Origin of the sequence: Coprococcus comes ATCC 27758, from assembly GCF_025149785.1 — a bacterium.
Classification (GTDB): Bacteria; Bacillota; Clostridia; order Lachnospirales; family Lachnospiraceae; genus Allocoprococcus; species Allocoprococcus comes.
This window is the reverse complement of the sequence record NZ_CP102277.1, coordinates 1,427,026-1,449,509: the sequence shown is the minus strand read 5'-3', so window position 1 is coordinate 1,449,509 and position 22,484 is coordinate 1,427,026. Positions and strand designations below refer to the sequence as shown.

General features: G+C 42.8%; 22 protein-coding genes. 3 read left to right on the top strand and 19 right to left on the bottom strand.

What is annotated here, in order from left to right; genetic code table 11:
• Positions 1 to 17 precede the first annotated feature (17 nt).
• The 5 genes from NQ556_RS07110 to NQ556_RS07090 form a co-directional block, all read right to left on the bottom strand.
• Positions 18 to 860: a hemolysin family protein gene (locus tag NQ556_RS07110; protein WP_055248869.1), complete on the bottom strand. Its 843-nt coding sequence runs from the start codon at positions 858 to 860 to the stop codon at positions 18 to 20.
• 22 nt (positions 861 to 882) lie between these two features.
• On the bottom strand, positions 883 to 1,230 hold the full coding sequence (locus tag NQ556_RS07105) for a type II toxin-antitoxin system PemK/MazF family toxin (RefSeq protein ID WP_022219890.1): 348 nt from the start codon (positions 1,228 to 1,230) through the stop codon (positions 883 to 885).
• Between the two features lie 90 nt (positions 1,231 to 1,320).
• Positions 1,321 to 2,484, bottom strand: a complete 1,164-nt coding sequence (alr, locus tag NQ556_RS07100) for an alanine racemase (protein WP_204575918.1) — start codon at positions 2,482 to 2,484, stop codon at positions 1,321 to 1,323.
• Positions 2,481 to 4,004 carry a bifunctional ADP-dependent NAD(P)H-hydrate dehydratase/NAD(P)H-hydrate epimerase gene (locus NQ556_RS07095; RefSeq protein WP_022219888.1) on the bottom strand — a complete coding sequence of 508 codons (1,524 nt, stop codon included), beginning with the start codon at positions 4,002 to 4,004 and terminating at the stop codon, positions 2,481 to 2,483. Before NQ556_RS07095 ends, alr begins: the two co-directional genes overlap by 4 nt.
• 80 nt (positions 4,005 to 4,084) lie before the next feature.
• A complete protein-coding gene (locus NQ556_RS07090; RefSeq protein ID WP_022219887.1) occupies positions 4,085 to 4,732 on the bottom strand; it encodes a redox-sensing transcriptional repressor Rex in 648 nt (215 codons plus the stop codon).
• A gap of 158 nt (positions 4,733 to 4,890) precedes the next feature.
• On the opposite strand from NQ556_RS07090, the gene NQ556_RS07085 reads away from it, so the two are divergent.
• Positions 4,891 to 6,798 carry an ABC-F family ATP-binding cassette domain-containing protein gene (locus tag NQ556_RS07085; protein WP_204575917.1) on the top strand — a complete coding sequence of 636 codons (1,908 nt, stop codon included), beginning with the start codon at positions 4,891 to 4,893 and terminating at the stop codon, positions 6,796 to 6,798.
• A 57-nt stretch (positions 6,799 to 6,855) separates the two neighbouring features.
• On the opposite strand, the gene NQ556_RS07080 is transcribed toward NQ556_RS07085, so the two are convergent.
• From NQ556_RS07080 to NQ556_RS07070, 3 genes are read right to left on the bottom strand one after another with little or no spacing between them, the layout of a single operon-like run.
• Positions 6,856 to 8,052: an NADP-dependent isocitrate dehydrogenase gene (locus NQ556_RS07080; RefSeq protein WP_022219885.1), complete on the bottom strand. Its 1,197-nt coding sequence runs from the start codon at positions 8,050 to 8,052 to the stop codon at positions 6,856 to 6,858.
• Between the two features lie 19 nt (positions 8,053 to 8,071).
• Complete coding sequence (locus NQ556_RS07075) at positions 8,072 to 8,710, bottom strand: GntR family transcriptional regulator (protein WP_055248874.1); 639 nt, start codon at positions 8,708 to 8,710, stop codon at positions 8,072 to 8,074.
• 22 nt (positions 8,711 to 8,732) lie between these two features.
• Entirely contained in the window at positions 8,733 to 10,121 is a 1,389-nt protein-coding gene (locus NQ556_RS07070; protein ID WP_055156693.1) for a beta/alpha barrel domain-containing protein, read from the bottom strand.
• A gap of 555 nt (positions 10,122 to 10,676) precedes the next feature.
• Between NQ556_RS07070 and NQ556_RS07065 the strand changes: the two genes are divergently transcribed.
• Positions 10,677 to 11,885 (top strand): IS110 family RNA-guided transposase, encoded by a 1,209-nt coding sequence (locus NQ556_RS07065; protein ID WP_204575915.1) that lies wholly within the window; start codon positions 10,677 to 10,679, stop codon positions 11,883 to 11,885.
• Between the two features lie 316 nt (positions 11,886 to 12,201).
• On the opposite strand, the gene ilvA is transcribed toward NQ556_RS07065, so the two are convergent.
• From ilvA to NQ556_RS07030, 7 genes are all read right to left on the bottom strand, one after another.
• On the bottom strand, positions 12,202 to 13,416 hold the full coding sequence (gene ilvA / locus NQ556_RS07060; RefSeq protein ID WP_008372180.1) for a threonine ammonia-lyase: 1,215 nt from the start codon (positions 13,414 to 13,416) through the stop codon (positions 12,202 to 12,204).
• A gap of 4 nt (positions 13,417 to 13,420) precedes the next feature.
• Complete coding sequence (gene ftsY, locus NQ556_RS07055) at positions 13,421 to 14,374, bottom strand: signal recognition particle-docking protein FtsY (RefSeq protein WP_022219882.1); 954 nt, start codon at positions 14,372 to 14,374, stop codon at positions 13,421 to 13,423.
• Between the two features lie 16 nt (positions 14,375 to 14,390).
• Positions 14,391 to 17,951, bottom strand: coding sequence for a chromosome segregation protein SMC (smc, locus tag NQ556_RS07050; RefSeq protein WP_204575913.1), 3,561 nt, complete (start codon positions 17,949 to 17,951; stop codon positions 14,391 to 14,393).
• A gap of 7 nt (positions 17,952 to 17,958) precedes the next feature.
• Positions 17,959 to 18,654 carry a ribonuclease III gene (gene rnc / locus NQ556_RS07045; protein ID WP_044998976.1) on the bottom strand — a complete coding sequence of 232 codons (696 nt, stop codon included), beginning with the start codon at positions 18,652 to 18,654 and terminating at the stop codon, positions 17,959 to 17,961.
• 67 nt (positions 18,655 to 18,721) lie between these two features.
• The gene (gene acpP, locus NQ556_RS07040) at positions 18,722 to 18,952 is read right to left on the bottom strand and encodes an acyl carrier protein (protein WP_008372189.1); all 231 of its coding nucleotides are present in this window, start codon (positions 18,950 to 18,952) and stop codon (positions 18,722 to 18,724) included.
• A 21-nt stretch (positions 18,953 to 18,973) separates the two neighbouring features.
• Complete coding sequence (gene plsX / locus NQ556_RS07035) at positions 18,974 to 19,999, bottom strand: phosphate acyltransferase PlsX (RefSeq protein ID WP_330614817.1); 1,026 nt, start codon at positions 19,997 to 19,999, stop codon at positions 18,974 to 18,976.
• Between the two features lie 314 nt (positions 20,000 to 20,313).
• On the bottom strand, positions 20,314 to 20,559 hold the full coding sequence (locus NQ556_RS07030) for a hypothetical protein (RefSeq protein WP_008372194.1): 246 nt from the start codon (positions 20,557 to 20,559) through the stop codon (positions 20,314 to 20,316).
• Between the two features lie 279 nt (positions 20,560 to 20,838).
• Here NQ556_RS07030 and NQ556_RS07025 point away from each other — a divergent pair, with 279 nt between their 5' ends.
• Positions 20,839 to 21,054, top strand: a complete 216-nt coding sequence (locus NQ556_RS07025; RefSeq protein ID WP_008372198.1) for a hypothetical protein — start codon at positions 20,839 to 20,841, stop codon at positions 21,052 to 21,054.
• 34 nt (positions 21,055 to 21,088) lie between these two features.
• Here the strand turns inward: NQ556_RS07025 and NQ556_RS07020 are convergent, their stop codons facing one another.
• From NQ556_RS07020 to NQ556_RS07005, 4 genes are all read right to left on the bottom strand, one after another.
• The gene (locus tag NQ556_RS07020) at positions 21,089 to 21,352 is read right to left on the bottom strand and encodes a Txe/YoeB family addiction module toxin (RefSeq protein ID WP_147574863.1); all 264 of its coding nucleotides are present in this window, start codon (positions 21,350 to 21,352) and stop codon (positions 21,089 to 21,091) included.
• Positions 21,345 to 21,611, bottom strand: a complete 267-nt coding sequence (locus tag NQ556_RS07015) for a type II toxin-antitoxin system Phd/YefM family antitoxin (protein WP_008372201.1) — start codon at positions 21,609 to 21,611, stop codon at positions 21,345 to 21,347. Before NQ556_RS07015 ends, NQ556_RS07020 begins: the two co-directional genes overlap by 8 nt.
• 104 nt (positions 21,612 to 21,715) lie before the next feature.
• Positions 21,716 to 22,045 carry a nucleotidyltransferase domain-containing protein gene (locus tag NQ556_RS07010; RefSeq protein ID WP_008372203.1) on the bottom strand — a complete coding sequence of 110 codons (330 nt, stop codon included), beginning with the start codon at positions 22,043 to 22,045 and terminating at the stop codon, positions 21,716 to 21,718.
• Between the two features lie 119 nt (positions 22,046 to 22,164).
• A complete protein-coding gene (locus NQ556_RS07005; protein WP_008372205.1) occupies positions 22,165 to 22,404 on the bottom strand; it encodes a helix-turn-helix domain-containing protein in 240 nt (79 codons plus the stop codon).
• Positions 22,405 to 22,484 lie beyond the last annotated feature (80 nt).

Below are 22,484 nucleotides of genomic sequence, written 5' to 3'. Positions count from 1 at the left end.
TCAATTGTACTATTTTATCACTTTTTTGTCCTACTGACAAGGACTTTGCGTATTGTATTATTATCAACTGACAATACATGGAACAGATAGCCTCCGAATTCCACCTGACATTCTTCATCTTCCGAAGGAATTCTGTCCAGGCAGTCGATCAGATAACCATTAATCGTATCGTAATCTTCTTCGTTGAAACTGATTCCCAGAAGCTCTTCCAGATCCTCCAGCTGTGTCATACCATCCACGATATATGTACCATCTGCCTGTTTGATGATCAGCTCTTCTTCCTCATCATACTCATCCTGGATATTTCCAACGATTTCTTCTACAATATCTTCCATCGTAACGATCCCTGATGTCTGTCCATACTCATCCAGCACGATCACCATATGGCTCTTGTCCTGCTGCATCTGTTGAAACAGTTTGTCAATCGCCTTTGTTTCCGGGATAAATCCTGCCGGACGGATGGCATCCTTCAGATCATGCACCGGTTTTTTCCTTGCCGGACCGTCCAAGTAGCTCTGCATCGCATCCCGGATATGAAGAATCCCCACAATGTTGTCAATATCTTCTTCATAAACCGGGAATCTGGATTTGTTCTCCTCCAGCATAAAGGTAAGTGCCCTTTCCAGAGATTCCTCTCCATCCAGTGCTACGATATTTTTCCGGTGCGTCATGATATCTTTTGCATCCGAATCCATATATTCAAAAATGTTGGTGATCATCTTCATCTCACGTCTTGTCAGAACACCTTTTTCATAGCCTTCCAGTACTTTTTCAATGATTTCTTCTGCAATTTTCTCTTTATCTTCATTGTCAGAAAATACATTTTTCATTTTCTGAAGTAAATTACCTTCCGTTTCCATTGCTTTCCATACTTCTCCTCTTTTATGTATGAAGCATCAGGCTGACGCACAGCGCTTCATCGACTTTTCTCATAAGCTCTTTGTCTACCCGGCACACGTAATCCTTCAGTCTCTGTTTATCGATCGTCCGAATCTGCTCCAGAAGGACAACAGAATCCTTGACGATTCTGTACCTTTTTGCATCGATTTCCACATGTGTCGGCAGCTTCGCTTTATTCATCCTTGAAGTGATCGCGGCACAGATAACGGTCGGACTGTGCCGGTTCCCGACATCATTCTGGATGACAAGAACCGGACGCACACCGCCCTGCTCCGAACCGACTACCGGACTTAAATCCGCATAATAAATATCTCCACGCCTGATCTGCACTTCTTTCACACTCCGCTTATCAAGATACTTTCATTATTGCCAGCTTTCTCCTGCTGTATTCATATCTCTTTCGAAGTGCATCCCCGCATTTTAGAAATAATCGACCTGCTCTACAACTTTTCCGTCACGCAGATATTCCCTCGGAACACGTTTATTGATATCACAGATAAATTCATAGTTAAATCTGCCGCTCAGACCGGCAAGCTCATCTATTGAAAGATAAGCATCCCCATCGTGGCCGACCAGTGTTGCCCTGTCACCAAATTTCACATCCGGAATTTCGGTCACATCTACCATAAACTGATCCATACAGACTCTGCCAAGGATCGGTGCCTTCTGTCCATGGATCAGAACATATCCTTTGTTGGAAAGACTTCGTGGGTATCCGTCTCCATATCCCGTCGGGATCGTGGCGATCTGCATCCTTTTCGGGGCAACAAAGGTGCCTCCGTAGCTGACTTCCGTACCCTTTTCAATCCATTTCACATAAGTCACGTGCGCGATCAGCTCCATTGCCGGCCGGAGCGGAACTGCCTCCTTATTGACTTCATCTGACGGATACAGTCCATAGGTAGAAATCCCGGCTCTCTCCAGATTCATTCCAAGCTTTGGCATATCAATGATACTTGCACTGTTTGCACAGTGATAATAAGTAAATTCCATACCTTCTGCTGCAAGATGTTCTTTCATCCACAGAAAAGCACGGATCTGTTCCAGTGTCGTGGTCTTATCCGTCTCATCTGCCTTGGAAAAATGGGTAAACATTCCTTCGCAATCCGTATAAACAAGTCTGCCGATCTTAAGGATCTCCTCTACACTTTCTTTCGCTACCAGAAAGCCAAGTCTTGACATTCCTGTATCGATCTTAATGTGCAGATATGCCTTCTTCCCCATACGGTATGCGGTCTCATCCGCAAGCTTCGCAAGCTCATAGCTGTAGGTTGTCATGCGGATCTCATGACGGATCATCTCTTCCAGCTGGTCCGGGAAAATACATCCCAGGCAAAGAATCGGCTTCTGAATGCCGGCTTTTCTGAGTACAACACCTTCATCCAGAGTTGCGACCGCATAGCCCCAGACATAGTCCACATCTTCCAGCATTCTTGAAATCGGCACCGCTCCATGACCATAACCATCTGTCTTGATGACCACGACCATCTTGGTTCCTTTTTCTATATTTGCATGCATCATTTCCATGTTATACATCACCGCATCCAGATCGATCACCGCACGCAGTCTGCTGTATTTCTTCATTCTGTCATATCCTCCAATTCCTTAAGTGTTCTGCCGAGCATTTTCAAGAGATCACCCGCAAGCACACTGTAAGAGCCAAGTTCTTTTCTGGCATGATCTCCGCACAGCCCATGCAGATAAACGCCAAGCACAGCGGCATCATCCGGTCTCATATGCTGTGCCATAAGTCCGGTGATCATTCCTGCAAGCACATCTCCCGATCCGGCCTTTGCCATTGCCGCATTACCGGTGGTATTGATCATAAGCCTTCCCTCTGGCGCTTTCACAAGTGTCCTGCTGTCTTTCAGTACACAGACAGCATGGACTTTTTCTGTATATTTCCTTAATAGCTCTCTTCTGTTGTCTTTTAATTCCTGTACGCTGTATCCGGTCAGTCTGGACATTTCTTTCATATGTGGAGTAAGTACATATCCGGAAGGATTCATCCGAATCTGTTCGATCCCCCACTCATCGGTCTTTGCCAGAAGGTTCAGTCCGTCCGCATCAATAACAGCCGGGGTTTTATTATTCTCAAGCACCTTTTTCAGTAATTCCTCCGAATGCGGTCCCATACCGAGTCCGCATCCAATACAGAGCACATCCGCCCATTCCAGCAAATCCGGAAGTTCTTCAAATGATTCTGTCTCATCCAGAGAATAGGTCGTCATTACCGCCTCCGGTAAAAGTTCCTGTAAGATTGCCCGGTTACTTTCCTCCGTATAAATCCGGACAAGACCTGCTCCCGAAAGATATGCTGCCCTGGCACTTAAATATGCTGCACCGGACATTCCTTTGCTTCCGGTAATCATCAGAACCTTTCCATAAGTCCCTTTATTAGAATCCGGTTTCCTTTGCGGCAGCATTGCCGGCACATCGGATTTTTCAAGTGCCATGCAGATTTCTTCTTCCGCAAAAAACTCCGGTCTGGTAATTCCGATCGGCGCTGTAACAAGCTTTCCTGTATACTCACATCCCGGATATAGGATCTGTCCCATCTTCTGAAACGCAAAGGTCACTGTAAGATCTGCTTTAAATGCCGTTCCAAGCACTTTTCCATCATCCGAACGGATCCCTGAAGGAGTGTCGACTGCCACCTTACAGGCAGTCATCCGATTCATCTGATCAATCACCTCTGCGTATCTGCCTTTTATTTCACGGGATAGGCCAATACCGAATACGGCATCTATAATAACACTATATTCTTTCTGTGGCAAACTGTTTCCTACAGATATTCCCAGATTTTCCAGAATTTTCATCTGGATTTTTGTTTCTTCACTACGATGGTCATAATTTCCGACCAATACTACATCTGGATGATTTCCTTCTTCTACGAGCATCCTTGCAATTGCGAATCCGTCACCACCGTTATTGCCACTTCCACACACGACCAATGCTTTCGACAAATCTATGTCTTCTGCTTTCATCGCAGCCACACACTGAAGTGCCGCCCGTTCCATCAGGACAAGGGACGGGACCTGCATCTTCTGTATCATTCTCTGATCCGATCTTCTCATCTGATCTGCTGTCAGTATTTCTTTCATATCCGGTCTCCCATACATTTAATTTTCAAAAAGGTGCAGGAAAAAATTTTCCTGCACCTCTGCCTTCTGGTCTGCTTTGCCTACTTTCCTTCATGTTCTTCATTGTATCTGGTGATATTATAAGATAATCTCATCAGACTTTCAGACAAATGAACATTCTCAACAATAATATTATCCGGCAGATTCAGATCTGTATGCGCAAAATTCCAGATAGCCTTAACTCCATTATCTACCAGGAGATTGGCAACCTCTACTGCTTTTGTCTTCGGAATCGTAAGAACCCCGATCTCAATATCGTTTTCTTTCACAAAATCCTTCAATTCATCCATCATACGGATCTCAACTCCACGGATCGTCAATCCGGCAAGCCTTGGGTTTACGTCAAACAGCCCTTTTAAAACAAATCCCCGATTTTCAAATGCTGCATAGTTCGCCAGTGCCTGTCCAAGATTTCCTGCTCCAATGATAACGAATTTATGTTTCTCGTTCAGTCCAAGGATCTTACCTATCTCTGTATAAAGATACTTTACATTATAGCCATATCCCTGCTGTCCAAATCCACCAAAATTATTCAGATCCTGACGGATCTGTGAAGCAGTTACTTTCATTCTTTTACTTAATTCATTGGATGATATCCGTTCGACTCCGCTCTCCAGTAGTTCCCCTAAATAACGATAATACCGCGGAAGTCTCCTTATTACTGCCTGAGATATTTCTCTTGATGCCACTTTCACTTCCACCTTCCTATTTTTTGACTCATTATTTTTAATTATATAAGAATCTAGTGAAAAAGTCAAATTTTATAGTTGTTTTTTGTCGTATTTCAGCTATAATTATGTTACTGTGAGCAGTAACATAATTGCCACTTTAACAGGAGGATATAAAAATGATACTGGCATGTCATAATCTGTCAAAAAGTTTTGGGGATCAGGTCATCGTAAAAGACGGATCCTTTCATATAAAGAACCATGAAAAAGCTGCTCTTGTAGGTCTTAACGGAGCCGGCAAATCCACGATCCTCAAGATGATCGTAGGACAGCTTTCTCCCGATGCAGGGACGGTTGTTCTTACCAAAGGCAAAACTCTCGGCTACCTTGCACAGCATCAGGAGATGGAAAGCGGCAATACCATTTATGAAGAAGTCCGCACAGCAAAAGCCGAAGTCATTGAGATGGAAAAGCAGATCCGTACAATCGAGATAGAGCTTCCGTCTCTTTCCGGAGATGCTCTTGAAGCACGTCTTGCCACTTATCAGAGACTGACTTCTGCATTTGAGCACGCAGACGGTTACGCTTATAAAAGTGAGCTTACCGGCGTTCTAAAAGGTCTCGGATTTACAGAAGAAGAATTTACTAAACCCGTAGATTCTTTATCCGGTGGTCAGAAGACCCGTGTATCTCTTGGCAAACTCCTTCTTACCAAGCCTGACGTCCTGCTTCTGGATGAACCAACAAACCACCTGGATATGAACTCCATCGCATGGCTGGAAACCTATCTTCTGAATTATCCGGGTGCTGTTCTTATCGTATCCCACGACCGCTATTTCCTGAACCGTGTGGTTACAAAGGTGATTGAAGTCGAGCAGGGACAGCTTCATACTTATATGGGCAATTATTCTGATTTTGCTGTCAAAAAAGAACAGCTCAGAGAAGCCAGATTAAAAGAATACTTGAATCAGCAGCGTGAGATCAAACATCAAGAAGCCGTGATTGAAAAGCTCCGTTCATTTAACCGTGAGAAATCCATCAAGCGTGCCGAAAGTCGGGAAAAAATGTTGGACAAGATGACGCTTGTAGACAAACCGATGGAGATCAACACTGACATCCATCTGAAGCTGGAGCCTTCCCGTGTCAGTGGCAATGATGTCCTTTCTGTCAAAGGATTAAGCAAAGCCTTTCCGCCACAGACACTTTTCACCGATATCAGTTTCGAGATCAAGCGTGGGGAACATATAGCCATCATTGGCGACAACGGAACCGGAAAAACTACGCTTCTCAAGATTCTGAACAATGTGATCCAGGCAGACAGCGGTTCCTTTACACTGGGTGCCAATGTGGAGATTGGTTACTACGATCAGGAACACCACGTCCTTCATATGGATAAGACGATCTTTGAAGAAATTTCCGATGATTATCCGACACTTACCAACACACAGATCCGGAACATGCTTGCGGCTTTTCTTTTTACCGGAGATGATGTTTTCAAGCTGATCGGTGATTTAAGTGGTGGTGAAAGGGGACGTGTATCTCTGGCAAAGCTGATGCTCTCCAATGCAAATTTTCTGATCCTCGATGAGCCGACCAATCATCTGGACATCACTTCCAAGGAAATTCTTGAGCGGGCTCTGAACGATTATACCGGTACGATACTTTATGTATCCCACGACCGTTATTTCATCAACCAGACTGCCACCCGTATTCTGGAACTGACCGGCAATACCTTTGTAAATTATATCGGCAACTATGATTATTATCTGGAGAAAAAAGATCTTCTGACCCCGGCTGTTTCCACAGCTGCTTCCGAAGACGCACCGGCGCAGGTTTCCGAATCCAAACTAAGCTGGCAGGAGCAGAAAGAAGAACAAGCACGTCTCCGTAAAAGGCAGAACGACCTGAAGAAAACAGAAGAACGTATCGGTGTTCTAGAAACACGTAATGGCAAAATCGATGAACTGATGATGCAGGAAGAAGTCTATACGAATTCTGTTAAATGCCAGGAACTGGCAAAAGAAAAAGCAGCAAACGAAGCAGAACTCGAAGAACTCTATGAAAAATGGGAAGAACTGGCTGAATAAGCCAGTTCTTCCCATTTTCCTGTCAGAGATACACCCTTCATGCATTCCCTGCTCTTTTTATAATCTTTCTGCAATCGCTTTAATAAACCCTTCACTGTTCAGTACATGTACCTCCGGAAGAGTTGTGATCATTGCCAGATCCTTTGTCATATAACCCTCTTCAATCGTATCAATCGTTGCTTTTTCCAAACGGTCTGCAAAATCCATCAGTTCCTGGTTCCCATCCAGCTCTCCTCTCTTGCGCAAAGCTCCTGTCCATGCAAAAATTGTTGCAACAGAGTTTGTTGAAGTCTCTTCCCCTTTCAGGTGTTTATAATAATGACGCTGTACTGTTCCATGTGCAGCTTCATATTCATAAAAGCCTTCCGGTGATACCAGTACAGATGTCATCATGGCAAGTGAACCAAATGCTGAGGAAACCATATCACTCATCACATCCCCGTCATAATTCTTACATGCCCAGATATAACCACCCTCTGACTTCATTACACGGGCTACCGCATCATCGATCAGTGTGTAGAAATATTCAATTCCCGCTTCATCAAAAAGGTTCTTATACTCCGCATCAAAGATCTCCTGGAAGATATCTTTGAAAGTATGGTCATATTTTTTGGAAATGGTATCTTTTGTTGCAAACCAAAGATCCTGCTTTGTATCCAGTGCATAACTAAAACAGCTTCTTGCAAAACTTTCAATCGATGCATTGATATTGTGCATTCCCTGGATAATACCTGCTCCATCGAAATTATGGATCAGCTCTCTTGTCTCTGTTCCGTCAGGTGCCGTGTAGACCAGCTCTGCCTTTCCAGGTCCCGGAATCTTCATCTCGGTTCCTTTATATACATCCCCATAAGCATGACGGGCAATCGTGATCGGCTTCTTCCAGTTCTTTACACATGGTTCAATTCCTTTTACCACGATCGGAGCACGAAATACCGTTCCATCCAGAATCGCACGGATTGTTCCGTTCGGACTCTTCCACATCTCTTTGAGTTCATATTCTTTTACTCTTGCCGCATTCGGTGTAATGGTCGCACATTTGACTGCTACTTTGTACTTCTTTGTTGCATTAGCCGAATCAACTGTAACTTGGTCATCTGTCTCATTGCGGTGTTCCAATCCAAGATCATAATAATCTGTCTTAAGATCGATATACGGCAGAAGAAGATCATCTTTTATCATCTTCCAGAGAATTCTGGTCATCTCATCTCCGTCCATCTCAACAATCGGTGTCGTCATCTGAATTTTACTCATAACTTCGTCTCCTTTTTGGCTATTTTTCTTCGATATGCAGGTTCTCCATAACATGCATAATATGGATCGTTGCCAGATTGCCGGCTTTTTCCGCATCCTTCGCCTTGATGGCATTCAGGATCTCGTTATGCTCACCAATCGACTTGATCGCACGCTCTTCTGTCTTAACGGAAGTCCTTCTTGCAAGCTGTACATATTTGTGAAAATCTGAAAGCACATGATCCAGAATCCTGCTCTGTGATGCCTCATACAGAATCTGATGGAATCTTCCATCCAGCTCTGTCAGCTGATCGGAATGTCCTTTATCCATATGATACTCGGATAAAAGAATGATCTCATCCAGTTCTTCCAGCTGCTCCTGTGTAATATGTTCTGTTGCCCAACGGACGCATAATCCTTCCAGCATGGAACGAATCATATAAATATCATGTACATCCTTATCGGAAATACCGGTAACATAAGCTCCTTTATTTGGTATGATGTTCACCAGTCCCTCCAGTTCCAGCTGTCTAAGTGCCTCTCTTACCGGTGTACGGCTAACTCCAAGTTCCTTCCCCAATGTTGCTTCCCTGAGTTCGTCATTTTCTTCATACTTACCTTTCAGAATGTCATCTCTGATGGTCTGAAAAACCTGACTTCTCAATGAATACTCTTCCATTTTATCTCTCTCCTGAATTTCGTTAGATTGTAATCCCCTTTTCGTCACAGATTCTCTCAATCTCCCGGATTAGTTCCTGATCTGTGAGTACGGTCACACGGCCGGATTCATATTCCGCGTCAACCCACTTCTTCAATTCTACAACTAAAATGGAATTCTTGTCTACCTGTTTCTCATTTTTCAGGTGATAATATGTATTTATCCAGTGTGCAATGCCTGCAAGACCGGAAGTATTTGACACAGCAACCAGCGGTGGACGGTTCAGAAACTTGCCGGTATCAAACACATTGTAGATTTCTTCGTTCTTTAACAGTCCGTCTGCATGGATCCCCGCACGGGTTACATTGAAATTCTTTCCGACAAACGGGGTACGCGGCGGAATCTGATATCCAATCTCTTTTTCATAATATTCTGCCAGTTCAGTAATCACCGTTGTATCCATACCATCCAGCGTTCCGCGAAGCTGCGCATATTCAAAAATCATCGCTTCCAGCGGCGTATTGCCGGTACGTTCACCGATTCCAAACAAGGAACAGTTCACACCACATGCTCCATAAAGCCAGGCCGTTGTTGAATTGTTGACTGCCTTGTAAAAATCATTATGTCCGTGGAATTCGATCAGTTCACTCGGTACACCTGCATGTACTCTGAGTCCGTAAATGATACCCGGAATGGAACGAGGAATCACAGCCCCCGGATAGTTGACTCCGTATCCCATTGTATCACAGACACGGATCTTCACCGGAATCTGATATTCTTCCATCAGATGCATCAGTTCCAGACAGAATGGAATGACAAATCCATAAATATCCGATCTGGTAATATCTTCCAGATGACATCTTGGACTGACACCGGTCTCCAGACATTCACGTATAACTGACAGATAATGTTCCATCGCCTCTCGTCTTGTCATCTTCAGTTTATAAAAAATATGATAATCCGAACAGCTTACCAGAATTCCGGTTTCCTTCATTCCCAGATCTTTTACCAGCTCAAAATCCTTTTTATTTGCACGGATCCAGCTTGTGACCTCCGGGAACTTATAACCTCTTTCCATACATTTATATACGGCATCACGGTCTTTCTTGCTGTATAAGAAAAATTCACTCTGACGAATCTTCCCCTGCGAACCTCCAAGCCTGTGCATATAATCGAAAATGGTTACAATCTGATCCGTTGAATAGGGTGCTCTCGACTGCTGTCCATCCCTGAATGTCGTATCCGTGATCCAAATCTCATCCGGCATACTGTGCGGTACAATACGATCATTAAACGCAATCTTCGGAATCTCATCATAATGAAACAGGTTCCGGAACACATTCGGTGTGTCCACGTCTACCAGCGGGTACATATGCTCCTCAAGTTGCAATAAATTTGTATGCTTATCCAGATAAACCTTTCTATTTTCCATAACCGTCACTCCCTGACCTGTATTTTTGTATTATTGTATACAACTATACCTTCGATGTCAACCCCATTTTCCTCATTTCGTGACTTTAACCCAGTATTTCATTCAATTAAAGTGCTAATTGGTTAAATTTCCATATTTTTCCATCTATATCTCCCGTCTTTAACAAGCACCCAATCACATTTGCAGTCTCTATCCCCTCTCCCTCACTATGAAGCAGTCCTGCCCTTTTAACCAATACCGTTCATTGGCCGGGCGAGAAAAAGAATCTCTTCCAATCCTACTACAATATGTTTATGGTTAATATCCCTTACAGCCAGTAAGGAATTATCCATCTTGTTGCTTAAGCTGTATAATGATGGAGCAATCGGTATATCGTCTTCCAATCTTGGACTTCGCGTCCGTAAATTAGACTGATAACCAGCTCCTCATTCGCAGCGTTCGTTTTATGCAGGTTGAATCGCCATAGGTGCATTCGCGTCACACCACAGTAGATTGAATAGGCAATGAGTAAAACTGGTATTTATCCATTGCAATAATCTTAAGGAGTGACAATTTATGAACGCAGTAGGTATCGATGTTTCAAAAGGTAAGAGTATGGTTGCTATCATGCGACCTTTCGGTGAAATTGTTTCCGCACCTTTCGAAATCAAACACACAGCCAGTGATATCCATTCACTTGTAGAACTCATCAACTCTGTTGAAGGGGAGTCCCGAATCGTGATGGAGCACACAGGACGTTATTATGAAGTCCTCGCCCATCAGCTTTCAAAGGCAAATCTTTTCGTCAGTGCCATTAACCCAAAACTTATCAAAGACTTTGATAATGATTCTCTTCGTAAAGTGAAATCTGATAAAGCGGATTCTGTTAAGATTGCCCGATATGCTCTTGACAAATGGCAAAATCTTAAACAGTATAATGTTATGGATGAATTACGCAATCAGCTCAAAACCATGAACCGTCAGTTCGGCTTTTACATGAAGCACAAGACGGCTATGAAAAATAATCTTATCGGCATCCTTGACCAAACCTATCCTGGTGTGAATACTTACTTTGACAGTCCTGCACGCAGTGACGGCAGCCAGAAATGGGTTGATTTTGCATCTACATACTGGCATGTGGACTGTGTCCGTAAAATGTCTCTGAATGCCTTTATCGACCATTATCAAAACTGGTGCAAACGTAAGAAGTACAACTTCAGCCAATCCAAAGCTGAGGAAATCTATGGAAAAGCAAAGGAACTTGTTCCTGTACTTCCAAAGGATGCCATTACAAAGCTTATAATTAAGCAGGCTGTGGATCAGCTTAACAGTGCCTCTACAACTGTTGAGTCACTACGCACTCTCATGAATGAAACTGCATCCAAACTCCCTGAATATCCTGTCGTTATGGCTATGAAAGGTGTCGGAACTTCACTCGGATCTCAGTTGATGGCTGAGATCGGAGATGTTTCCCGTTTCACTCACAAAAGTGCTATTACTGCATTTGCCGGTGTAGATCCCGGTGTTAATGAATCTGGAAGTTATGAACAAAAAAGTGTTCCAACCTCAAAACGAGGTTCCTCTGATCTTAGAAAGACTTTATTTCAGGTAATGGATGTCCTAATTAAAACACATCCTCAAGATGATCCTGTTTATCAGTTCTTAGACAAGAAACGTGCTCAAGGCAAGCCTTACTATGTCTATATGACTGCAGGTGCCAACAAGTTTCTAAGAATCTATTACGGACGAGTGAAAGAATATCTTTCATCTCTTCCAGAATCCTAATCATCATTATAATTCTCAGACCAGCACTGGTGTGGTGGTCTTATTTTGATACCTACTTTTCAACCTGTATAAAATTTTCAATGTTCTTCAATTTAGCCTTGACTTTTTATTTGCAGGCTATTTTGTGCAATGGAGATGAAACTCAAAAATTATAGAAGCCTCTGCTGACATAATTTTCGCCTTCAGAGGTTCATCGGAATGGTTTGCACAACCTGGATTGGAAGAGATTCTTTTTCTAGCCCGACCTAACAACCTTATTTTCAAAAAAAGACAGCCTCATCCCTCACCAGGGGATAAGACTGTCCTCTTAAACATTCTAATATAACTTCGCACTGATCAGCTTCGGTCTGAACCCGGCTGCCTCCAATGCCGCAATGATCCGGTTCTTATGATCGGTTCCAAATGCTTCCAGTGTCACACGAAGCTCCACAGCCGCATTCCGGTTAATACTTACAAACTGATTATGTTCCAGTTTGATCACATTTCCCTGCTCTTCTGCAATCGTCTGTGCCACTTTTACCAGTTCACCCGGTTTATCCGGAAGAAGTACCGATACAGAGAAGATACGGTCTCTCTGGATCAGTCCGTGCTGTACAACTGAAGACATGGTAATAACATCCATGTTCCCGCCGCTTAAGATAGATACTACTTTCTTACCTTTCAGATCCAGCTGTTTTAAAGCTGCAACGGAAAGAAGACCGGAGTTTTCTACTACCATTTTATGGTTTTCCACCATATCAAGGAATGCTCCGACCAGTTCATCGTCTTCTACAGTTACGATCTGGTCTACATTTTCCATGACGTATGGGAGATTCTGTTCCCCGACTTTTTTTACTGCTGTACCATCTGCGATCGTGTTGGCACTTGGAAGTGTTACGGTATGTCCTGCTTCGATTGCAGCAGTCATACTTGCTGCTTCTGCCGGTTCCACACCAATCACTTTGATCTTTGGATTCAGCATTTTCGCAAGTGTAGATACACCTGTGATCAGTCCGCCGCCCCCGATCGGTGCAAGGATATAATCAACGGTCGGGAGTTCCTGGACAATTTCCATTGCAATCGTTCCCTGTCCGGTAGCTACATCCAGATCATCAAACGGATGTACAAAAGTATATCCGTACTCTTCTGCAAGCTCATAGGCCTTTGCACAGGCATCGTCATAGACATCTCCGTGTAAAACAACCTCGGCGCCATAGCTCTTGGTACGGTTTACCTTGATCAGCGGAGTGACAGTTGGCATAACAATCGTCGCCTTACATCCAAACGCTTTTGCCGCATATGCCACACCCTGCGCATGGTTTCCTGCTGAAGCTGTGATCAGACCTTTTGCACGATCTTCCTCAGAAAGTGTGCTGATCTTGTAATAAGCTCCTCTTAATTTGTATGCACCTGTGTACTGCATATTTTCCGGTTTCAAATAGACCTTTCCCCCGGTCTGACTACTGAGATACTCACTGTAGATAAGCTTTGTCGGACGTGTCACACGTTTTACGATCTCGCTTGCTTCTTCAAATTTTTCCAATGTCAGCATATTATTATTCTTCTCCTTCTTCCTTCTTTTCTTCTGTTGTAAATAATGCCTGTACAAATTCGTCAGAATCGAATTTCTGCAGATCATCGATTGTCTCACCGACACCTATATATTTAACAGGAATTCCAAGCTCTGCCTGAATTGCAACTGCAATTCCACCTTTGGCCGTTCCATCCATCTTAGTCAGGATAATTCCTGTAATATCCGCAACATCACTGAATTCCTTTGCCTGTGAAAGTGCATTCTGTCCGGTCGTTGCATCCAGAACGACCAAAGTTTCCCTGTATGCTTCCGGATATTCTCTTTCCAGCACACGGTTAATCTTCTTCAGTTCCTCCATCAGGTTCTTTTTATTGTGAAGTCTTCCGGCTGTATCCACCAGAAGGATATCTGCCTTTCTCGCTTTTGCAGCCGCTACCGCATCATAAACGATGGCTGCCGGATCTGCACCTTCCTGTCCGCCGATCAGATCTGCATCCGAACGATGTGCCCATTCCTTTAATTGATCGCCCGCAGCTGCACGAAAAGTATCTGCTGCAGCAAGCACAACTTTCTTGCCCTGACCTCTCATCTTACCGGCAAGTTTTCCGATAGTAGTCGTCTTTCCGACTCCATTTACTCCGATCACCAGAACAACAGAAGTCTGGTTTTCAAATTCATAAGCTGTCTCGCCTACATCCATCTGCTCTTTGATACTGTCGATCAGGAGCTGTCTGCACTCAATCGGCTCTTTGATGTGCTGTTCTTTTACTTTTTTACGAAGATCATCAAGAATCGCGTAAGTTGCTTTTACCCCCAGATCTCCCATGATCAGAACCTCTTCCAGTTCCTCATAAAAGTCCTCATCTATCTTTGAAAATCCATGAAAAATACTGTCCATTCCAGACACGATATTATCGCGCGTCTTGTTAAGTCCTGCTACCAGACGTTTAAAAAATCCCATTTTTTCTTCTGCCATCATATCCTCCTATCCACTACTTTGTAAGCTCATCTTCCAGAAGATCCACAGATACCAGCGTTGATACCCCTTTTTCCTGCATAGTGATCCCATACAGCCGGTCTGCCGCTGTCATCGTACCGCGACGGTGTGTAATGACGATAAACTGTGTATTTTTCGTCAGCCTGTGCAAATACTGTGCAAATCTCGTGACATTAGAATCATCCAGTGCCGCCTCGATCTCATCCAGCAGACAAAACGGGGAAGGTTTCAGATTCTGGATTGCAAACAGCAGCGAAATCGCCGTCAACGCCTTTTCTCCACCGGAAAGCTGCATCATATTCTGAAGTTTTTTACCCGGCGGCTGCGCAATAATCCGAATTCCGGCTTCCAGCACATCCTCATCATCCATCAGTTCCAGAGTTCCTTTTCCACCACCGAATAGTTGTTTGAACACCTGATTAAACTCCTGGCTGATCTTTGCAAACTGCTCAGTAAACTGCTTGCGCATCGCCTCGTCCAGCTCTTCAATGATCTTCTTGAGCGTTGCTTCTGCCTCTACCAAATCATCATGCTGCGTTTTCATAAATTCATACCGCTCGGAAAGATTTTTAAAATCTTCGATCGCATTGACGTTCACCGATCCGAGTTTCCGGATCTCCGTCTTTAATTCCTGGATCCGCCTTCGCATCTCGGCAGGATCTGTCAGACTCTCATCCCGGATTTCCAGTGCATGATTATACGTCAGTTCGTACTCTTCCCACATATAATTGATCTGCTTTTCCAAAGCTTCCTCGTAGCCTTCTTTCTTGCTTGTAAGCCGGAAGGATTCTTTATCAAGCTCTGCCATATGGGCTGCCAGATCTTCTCGCTTTTTCAGGAATGCCTTATGCTTCTGATTCAGTTCTTCCCGCTTTTTCTGCGATTCTTCGATCTCTTTGTTGATTTCCTCAAATAATTCCTTTGAATTCTCTATCATCTGCCGAATCTCGGTAATCTGTGCTTCCTTTTGCTCTATTTCACCGTGATTCTCTCCTTTGCTTGCATTTAAAGTGGCAAGCTCTTCCTGGAATTTTCCCATCTCTTCCCGGATACGGACAAAATTCTCCTCGATAAAATCTTTTTTCTGCTCCAATGCAGCAAAACTGAGGTGAATATTTTCATTTTTGCGCACTTCTGCCGCTTCTGCCTCACGCTCTTTTTCCAGCCACTTCTGTGAGCTTTCCATCTGGCGTGTCAGCTCGTCCTCCAGTTGCTGGCTGGTCTCCAGCTCCATTTTGATCGATTCTTCGTTTTCCTCGATCTCATGAACCTGTTCTTCCAGTTTCTTGCGCTCCGCATAAATTCCTTCTGAATTTTCTCTGGTCACATTTTGACGGCTTTTTACCTGGTCCAGATTCATCTTCGCAGTATTTTGAACCACATAGTCATTCTGCAACTCCTGCTGGATTTCTTCCACCTTTGCATACAGCGCCGTCCGCTTCTCCTTTGCGGCCGCAACTTCTGCTTCCGATTTCTGGAGTTCTGTTTTCAGACGCGCAACCGTCTTTTCCAGTTCTTCAATCTCACGTCTTCTGCTGAGCAGATTACTGGAATTCTTAAATGCTCCACCACTCATTGCTCCGCCAGGATTGATCAGATCTCCTTCCAGCGTAACGATACGCAGGGACTGACGATACTTTCTTGCCAGACGGATCCCGGTATCAATGTTGTCTGCCACAAGAGTTCTTCCAAGAAGATGCTCTGCAAGAGATGTAAATTTATCTTCTACCGTTACCAGCTTGTCCGCCGTGCCGATCACACCCGGCTCGCGAAGGGCTTCTGCCCTGGCAAATCCCTGTCCCCCATGAATCGCTGTCAATGGAAGGAAAGTTGCACGTCCATACCGGTTCTGCTTCAGATAACCAATCATTTTTTTTGCAGTCTCTTCGTCTGCAGTAACGATATTCTGGATACTGCCTCCAAGTGCGATTTCCACCGCAGTTTCATATTTTTTATCTACTTTGATCAGATCAGCCACAACCCCCAGGATTTTCGGCTCACGGCTTTTCTGCTCCATCACACGACGGATACTGTTCCCATAACCATCGTAACGCTCCGTAAGGTTCCTCAGAGACTCCAGACGAGAGTACTCCCTGTGATAAGCATTCTGCCTGTTTCGCAGGTTCTCATTTGCCTGTCCGATCTCTTTTTGCAGTCCGGCAATCTCTATTTCATAGTTTTTGATCTGTTCTACAGAATCCGTGATCTTCCCTGATACTGCCTTCAGTTCTTCCGTATACTGCGTGGCAAGTTCCTGTTGCCTCTGTACATCACTCTCCGCTTCTACCAGACGTTTGTAAAGCAGTGCCCGGCGTACCTTGATCTGTTCAAGCGTCGTTTCATAATGCTGCAGCTTTGCCTTCGTGGATGCACGGTTATTCAGAAGCTCACGGATATCGTTCTGATTCTTTTCAATCTCCACTGTCATCTCTGCAATCCGGCTCTGCAGGGCAGTCAGCTCCTCTCCTGCCTGCTTTTGTCTCTCAGATGCTGTTGCAAGATGTCTGTCGATCTCTGCTTTTTCTTCTTCCAGTTCGGATTTCTGCCTTTCACGGTTTGCAAGCTCTGCCTGAATATCGTTTGCGCGTTTTTCATAGTGTTCATCATTCATACGGACACTGTTGATCTGCTCTTTTAAAAGCTCGATCTGGTTTTCCAACTGCTGCTTCAGAAGTGTTGTCTCATTTCTCTGGCTTTTTGCATGCTCGATTCCGGCGTCGATCTCATCTACTTCCTGCTCGATCTTCTCATACTGTGCCTTCATATCTTCATGCTTTTTACCGGCTTCAGTGAGTTCATTCTGCGCAATCTTCAGCTTCTCATCGTTTTCCCGGATCTGCCCCTTCAGACGTTTCATCTCCACCAGGAACATATTGATGTCATAATGCTTCAGTTCTTCTCTCTTTTTCAGATATTCCTTCGCTGTCTCCGACTGTTTCTGAAGCGGACCAAACTGCTTTTCCAACTCTCCCAAAATATCATTGACACGGACCAGATTGCTCTGCTCTTCTTCCAGTTTGCGAAGAGATAACGCCTTACGGCGCTTAAATTTGACAATCCCGGCCGCCTCATCAAAAAGCTCTCGTCTCTCTTCCGGCTTACCGCTCAGGATCTTGTCAATCTGTCCCTGTCCGATGATCGAATATCCTTCTTTTCCGATACCTGTATCATAAAACATCTCATTGATATCTTTGAGCCTGCAGACACTGCCGTTGATCAGGTATTCACTTTCCCCCGAACGGTACAACTTTCTTGTGACTTTAACCTCTTCAAACTCCACCGGGAGTTTGTGATCTGAATTATCCAGTGTGATCGCAACCGATGCGTAGCTGAGGGGTTTCCGGTTTTCCGTACCGGAAAAAATAACATCCTGCATCGTACCTCCACGGAGCTGCTTCACCTTCTGCTCTCCGAGTACCCAGCGGACGGCATCCGCCACGTTACTTTTCCCACTTCCGTTCGGTCCGACGATTCCGGTGATCCCGTTATGAAATTCAAAGACAATCTTATTTGCAAAAGACTTAAATCCCTGTACTTCAATACTTTTTAAATACATGCCTCACCTACTGTACCTTTCCTTCTTTCAGCTTCAGGATTGCCTGATAAGCCGCTTCCTGTTCGGCAGCCTTTTTGGTTCTTCCGATACCACATCCAAAGGCTTCTCCGCCGATCACAGCCTCTACACGGAAGGATTTATTGTGGTCCGGTCCCTCTTCTCCTACCAGCTGGTAGACAATTCCTTTTTCCTGACCGCCCTGTACCATTTCCTGCAGGATAGTCTTGCTATCATAAAAGAGCCGTTTCCCTTCCAGGTCGTTTAAAATATATTTTAAAATAAACTCTTTCGCATTAGCAAAACCACCATCCAGATAAATCGCACCAATCAGTGCTTCCAATGCATCCGAGGTAATAGACTCTCTGAATCTTCCACCGGTCGCGTCCTCACCTTTCCCAAGCAGCAGATAACTTCCAAGTTCCAGATCCCGCGCACAAAAGGCAAGTGCCTTCTCGCATACCATGCTTGCTCTTAACTTAGTCAGTTCTCCTTCCGGCATTGTCTGGTTCTCGAAAAAAAGATATTCGCTTGAAATCAGTTCCAGAACAGCATCTCCAAGGAATTCCAGACGTTCATTACAGTCTGCCTTCTTCATATGCTTTTCATTCACATAAGAGCTGTGTGTCACAGCATGTCTGAGCAAATGGCTGTCCTTGAAATTGTAGCCGATTTTTTCTTCCAGTTCCTTTACATTTCTGCTCATGATTGCTCCTCCAATTTTAAAAAAGGACACTCCCCAAAAATGGGGATGTCCCCTGTAATCATTTTCCCTAGTTAACAGCGTTCTTGATCTGTTCTACAGCATCACCTACTGTTGCGATCTTTTCTGCATCTTCATTTTCAATTTCGATATCAAATGCATCTTCAATTCCCATAATAATCTGGAAAATATCAAGCGAATCAGCTCCCAGATCATCTACAAATGTAGTGTCCATCGTAATTTCATCCGGGTTACATCCCATCACATCAACAATAATGTCTTTCAGTTTTTCAAATTCCATAATTCTTAATCCTTTCTGAGCTTATTCCTGTGCGGATTTTTCTTCCGCCTGAATACATTCTTTGATCTTTTCATTGATTCCTTCTTCTTTGAAGGTTACGCACTGCAAAATTGAATTGCAGACTTCTTTTGCCTTGGAACTGCCGTGTGTCTTTACTACCAGACCGGTGAGTCCAAGCAGTGGTGCTCCACCGTACTCACTTGCGTCAAAATCCTTCATAGTCTTTTTCAGCACCGGCTTAATCAGAAGTCCACCGATCATGCCACGGAGATTCTGCTTCATACCACCTTTAATCTTGCTTACAAGAACCGATGCTACTCCTTCATAGAGTTTCAGGATCACGTTGCCGGTAAATGCTTCACAGACGATAACATCTGCCTGTCCGTGAGGGATTTCTCTCGCTTCGATGCTTCCGATAAAGTTAATATCCTTACATTCTTTCAGCATAGGAAAAGTCTCCTTGACCAGGGCATTACCCTTTTCTTCCTCAGCTCCGATATTGACGATCGCAACCTTCGGATTCTTGACTCCCATAATATGTTCCATATAGATCGAACCCATCTTGGCAAACTGCACCAGATGTGAAGGTCTTGCATCTACATTCGCCCCACAGTCGATCAAAATGGAGAATCCTTTTTCTGTCGGGATCAGCGGTGCAAGCGGTGGTCTTTCCACCCCTTTGATACGTCCAACCAGAAGCTGTCCCCCGGCAAGAACCGCACCGGAACTTCCTGCTGAAACAAAAGCGTCAGCTTCTTTATCCTTCACCATCTTAAGACCTACCACAATGGATGAGTCTTTCTTTCTGCGGATCGCCATAACCGGCGGTTCTGCTGTCTCAATTACTTCCGATGTATGAACAACCGAAATCTGTTCTTTATTATATGTGTACCCGGAAAGTTCCTGATTGATGACATCTTCTTTTCCGACCAGGATCACATGGATCGCATCTGACTTCCCGACCGCCTCGACCGCACCTTTGATGATCTCATGCGGTGCGTTGTCTCCGCCCATTGCATCGACAACAACTTTTGTTATTTCTTTCATACTGTTACCTCCCAGCATTACTAAACCAATTCTACTAGACATGACCGTAAAAATCAATAATATTTAGCAGATTTAGGAAAATTAGGAAAAAGAAAAGGAGTTAAGCAATACGCCTAACTCCTGTACTATAGCCTTTTTTAATTAGTTTTCTACAGTAACGATTTTTCTCTTGTTGTAAGAAGGGTTTCGCTATGTAAATTTTTATATCTCGTTATGTCGCTATATTTACAGGATTCTTTACATATAACTCTTTATAATTCTTTATAAAATTTATTCCAATTGGGTTATAAATTGGGTTAAAATTGGGTTAAAAATCATACCACTAATGCTGATGAAATTCGTTGCATTTCTGCTTCTGCGCGTCCCTCTAAAACATGATTATATACTTGCATTGTAATGGCAATTGTCTTATGTCCCATAATCTCTTGTAGCACCTTTCGTTCACAGACAGTATCAACAGCTTCTTCATATGTTGCATACGTCTTCTTTCGCACTAAACCTATAAAAAACGTCCCATCTTCATTTTCATAAATCTTATCTTTCGCATTATGTTCAAACATCACATTCTGGTAATGTTCCAGGAATACACAAGTCTCAGGACTATATATTGTCTTTTAACTCCTGTTTTTCTCACAGAAATCTAAATTTGTTTCAGAAATGGTTAAAATATTTTATGAAACAGAAATCATCTGTTTTCAGTCATATTCCAGTTCTTTTTATCTTATTTATAACTATTCCATTTTTCATCTGATTTTTGAAACATAATTTTCTTAATAACAAAATGTTATTGAGTTGCTGCTGTAGTTCCGTTATACTTTCCATGAGAGGAGAAATTTGTTATGAGTATAAAATCACGATTAGAAGATATTTTCTTTTCCGTAATTCAGCATTTACCTATTGTTCCTGGATTCCTCATGAATTGGACAAATGATTATCTGAATCGCCGGATTACACAGCTACAGCATGAAACGATCCGGCAGCAGTGGGATAAAGCTTCTCTGGAAAAGACTCTATCAGAAATTCACGAACAGCAACAGGACAAAGAAAAGCACTAACAGAAAATTCTATCTTTCCCGTCAGTGCTTGTTATTATTTATCATTATAATGATATCTACATGATAAAATATAAATATTTTTGTCATCAATTTTATAAATCAATCGGTCCTTGTCGTTAATTCTCCTGCTCCAAAATCCTGTCAGATTTCCTGTTAATGGTTCAGGTTTTCCTATTCCCTCATTTCCATTTCGGTCAATATCTTTTATAAGATTATTGATTTTTTTTAAAGTCTTTTTATCTTCTGTCTGCCAATAAGTGTAATCTTCCCAGCCATTATCAGTAAACACCTTATTCATCATCAACTACCTCAGATAACGTATGAGAAGCAAAATTTCCTTTTTCTAACTGTGCCTTAGACTCCATTAACCAGTCATAATTAGCCTTATTTCCCATAACATAAACATTTTCCATCAAATTATTATAAGCTTCTTCTGACATCATAACAACATTTTTATTGTTCTTACGAGTAACAATCATTGTTTCATAATCATCTGTTACCTGATCCATATAGCTTTTCATATTATCTCTTAAATTTGTATAATTAACCGCTAACATAGATTTCACCTCCGTACAGTTTTCTGTACTTATATTATAACGTACAATATTCTGTACGTCAATATCAATTATAAAATAGGATTTAGTGGTAACCCTTCATCCATTTATAGCACGATGCCCTCTTTCTTAACATTATTATAGAACGGTAATGCTCCCAACCAATATTCAAATTGGTCTTTATTTTTCACTACTACGCTTATATCTCCCCCGTAATCCATTTGAAAATCAAAAGCTAAATCAAATAACATCGGCTCTGTTTTTTTAATCTCTTCATCTGTCAGAGTTGTAAGAATCATAATATCTATATCCGAATGCTCATTATAATCTCCACGAGCATACGAACCATATAAAATAACTTTGTCTAATTTCTGCCCTAAGAGCTTTTTTACTTGCTGTGAAAATTTTAATACAATATCATGTATTCGATTATCCATATATTTTCACTCCTTCCTGTTTGAAATGAAAACCCGGTTTCATCGGGAAATTAAGGCTCAGAAACCCTTATTTTACGGGGGATTTTCGACCTCGATTTTTTGATTTTGCTAAATTTCGCTTATTCCTGTCCTGATATAATAAATTTCTCTCCATTTTTTATATCTGCATTCTTATCTATGAAAACCAATTCCATTCCTAAACTATCAGCTAACTTTGCAAGTTCATCAGGAGAAAATGTATTTCGCTGTACTTTATTGCTGAAGTTCTGTTTGCTTATTCCTAACACCTCTGCCATTTCTAATTGTGTAATTTTTTTTGCTTTTGATATATCTTTAATTGTCTGTTTTAAAGCCAACATTTTGTCCTCGCTTTCTCTATATCTATTACAAGATATACTGTAACAAATATAGTATAACACAAAAGTTTTTCCCTTAAAAG

What these genes read in the sequence shown, in the direction of transcription:
- NQ556_RS07085 (WP_204575917.1), top strand. Translation starts at nt 4,891, where the DNA reads ATGATACTGGCATGTCATAATCTGTCAAAAAGTTTTGGGGATCAGGTC.
- NQ556_RS07015 (WP_008372201.1), bottom strand. Translation starts at nt 21,611, where the DNA reads ATGTTAGCGGTTAATTATACAAATTTAAGAGATAATATGAAAAGCTAT.
- alr (WP_204575918.1), bottom strand. Translation starts at nt 2,484, where the DNA reads ATGAAGAAATACAGCAGACTGCGTGCGGTGATCGATCTGGATGCGGTG.
- NQ556_RS07075 (WP_055248874.1), bottom strand. Translation starts at nt 8,710, where the DNA reads ATGGAAGAGTATTCATTGAGAAGTCAGGTTTTTCAGACCATCAGAGAT.
- NQ556_RS07020 (WP_147574863.1), bottom strand. Translation starts at nt 21,352, where the DNA reads ATGAATAAGGTGTTTACTGATAATGGCTGGGAAGATTACACTTATTGG.
- NQ556_RS07080 (WP_022219885.1), bottom strand. Translation starts at nt 8,052, where the DNA reads ATGAGTAAAATTCAGATGACGACACCGATTGTTGAGATGGACGGAGAT.
- NQ556_RS07095 (WP_022219888.1), bottom strand. Translation starts at nt 4,004, where the DNA reads ATGAAAGAAATACTGACAGCAGATCAGATGAGAAGATCGGATCAGAGA.
- NQ556_RS07030 (WP_008372194.1), bottom strand. Translation starts at nt 20,559, where the DNA reads ATGTTTGAACATAATGCGAAAGATAAGATTTATGAAAATGAAGATGGG.
- NQ556_RS07025 (WP_008372198.1), top strand. Translation starts at nt 20,839, where the DNA reads ATGAGTATAAAATCACGATTAGAAGATATTTTCTTTTCCGTAATTCAG.
- smc (WP_204575913.1), bottom strand. Translation starts at nt 17,951, where the DNA reads ATGTATTTAAAAAGTATTGAAGTACAGGGATTTAAGTCTTTTGCAAAT.
- acpP (WP_008372189.1), bottom strand. Translation starts at nt 18,952, where the DNA reads ATGGAATTTGAAAAACTGAAAGACATTATTGTTGATGTGATGGGATGT.
- NQ556_RS07005 (WP_008372205.1), bottom strand. Translation starts at nt 22,404, where the DNA reads ATGTTGGCTTTAAAACAGACAATTAAAGATATATCAAAAGCAAAAAAA.
- NQ556_RS07065 (WP_204575915.1), top strand. Translation starts at nt 10,677, where the DNA reads ATGAACGCAGTAGGTATCGATGTTTCAAAAGGTAAGAGTATGGTTGCT.
- NQ556_RS07110 (WP_055248869.1), bottom strand. Translation starts at nt 860, where the DNA reads ATGGAAACGGAAGGTAATTTACTTCAGAAAATGAAAAATGTATTTTCT.
- ilvA (WP_008372180.1), bottom strand. Translation starts at nt 13,416, where the DNA reads ATGCTGACATTGGAAAAATTTGAAGAAGCAAGCGAGATCGTAAAACGT.
- ftsY (WP_022219882.1), bottom strand. Translation starts at nt 14,374, where the DNA reads ATGGCAGAAGAAAAAATGGGATTTTTTAAACGTCTGGTAGCAGGACTT.
- plsX (WP_330614817.1), bottom strand. Translation starts at nt 19,999, where the DNA reads ATGAAAGAAATAACAAAAGTTGTTGTCGATGCAATGGGCGGAGACAAC.
- NQ556_RS07070 (WP_055156693.1), bottom strand. Translation starts at nt 10,121, where the DNA reads ATGGAAAATAGAAAGGTTTATCTGGATAAGCATACAAATTTATTGCAA.
- NQ556_RS07010 (WP_008372203.1), bottom strand. Translation starts at nt 22,045, where the DNA reads ATGGATAATCGAATACATGATATTGTATTAAAATTTTCACAGCAAGTA.
- rnc (WP_044998976.1), bottom strand. Translation starts at nt 18,654, where the DNA reads ATGAGCAGAAATGTAAAGGAACTGGAAGAAAAAATCGGCTACAATTTC.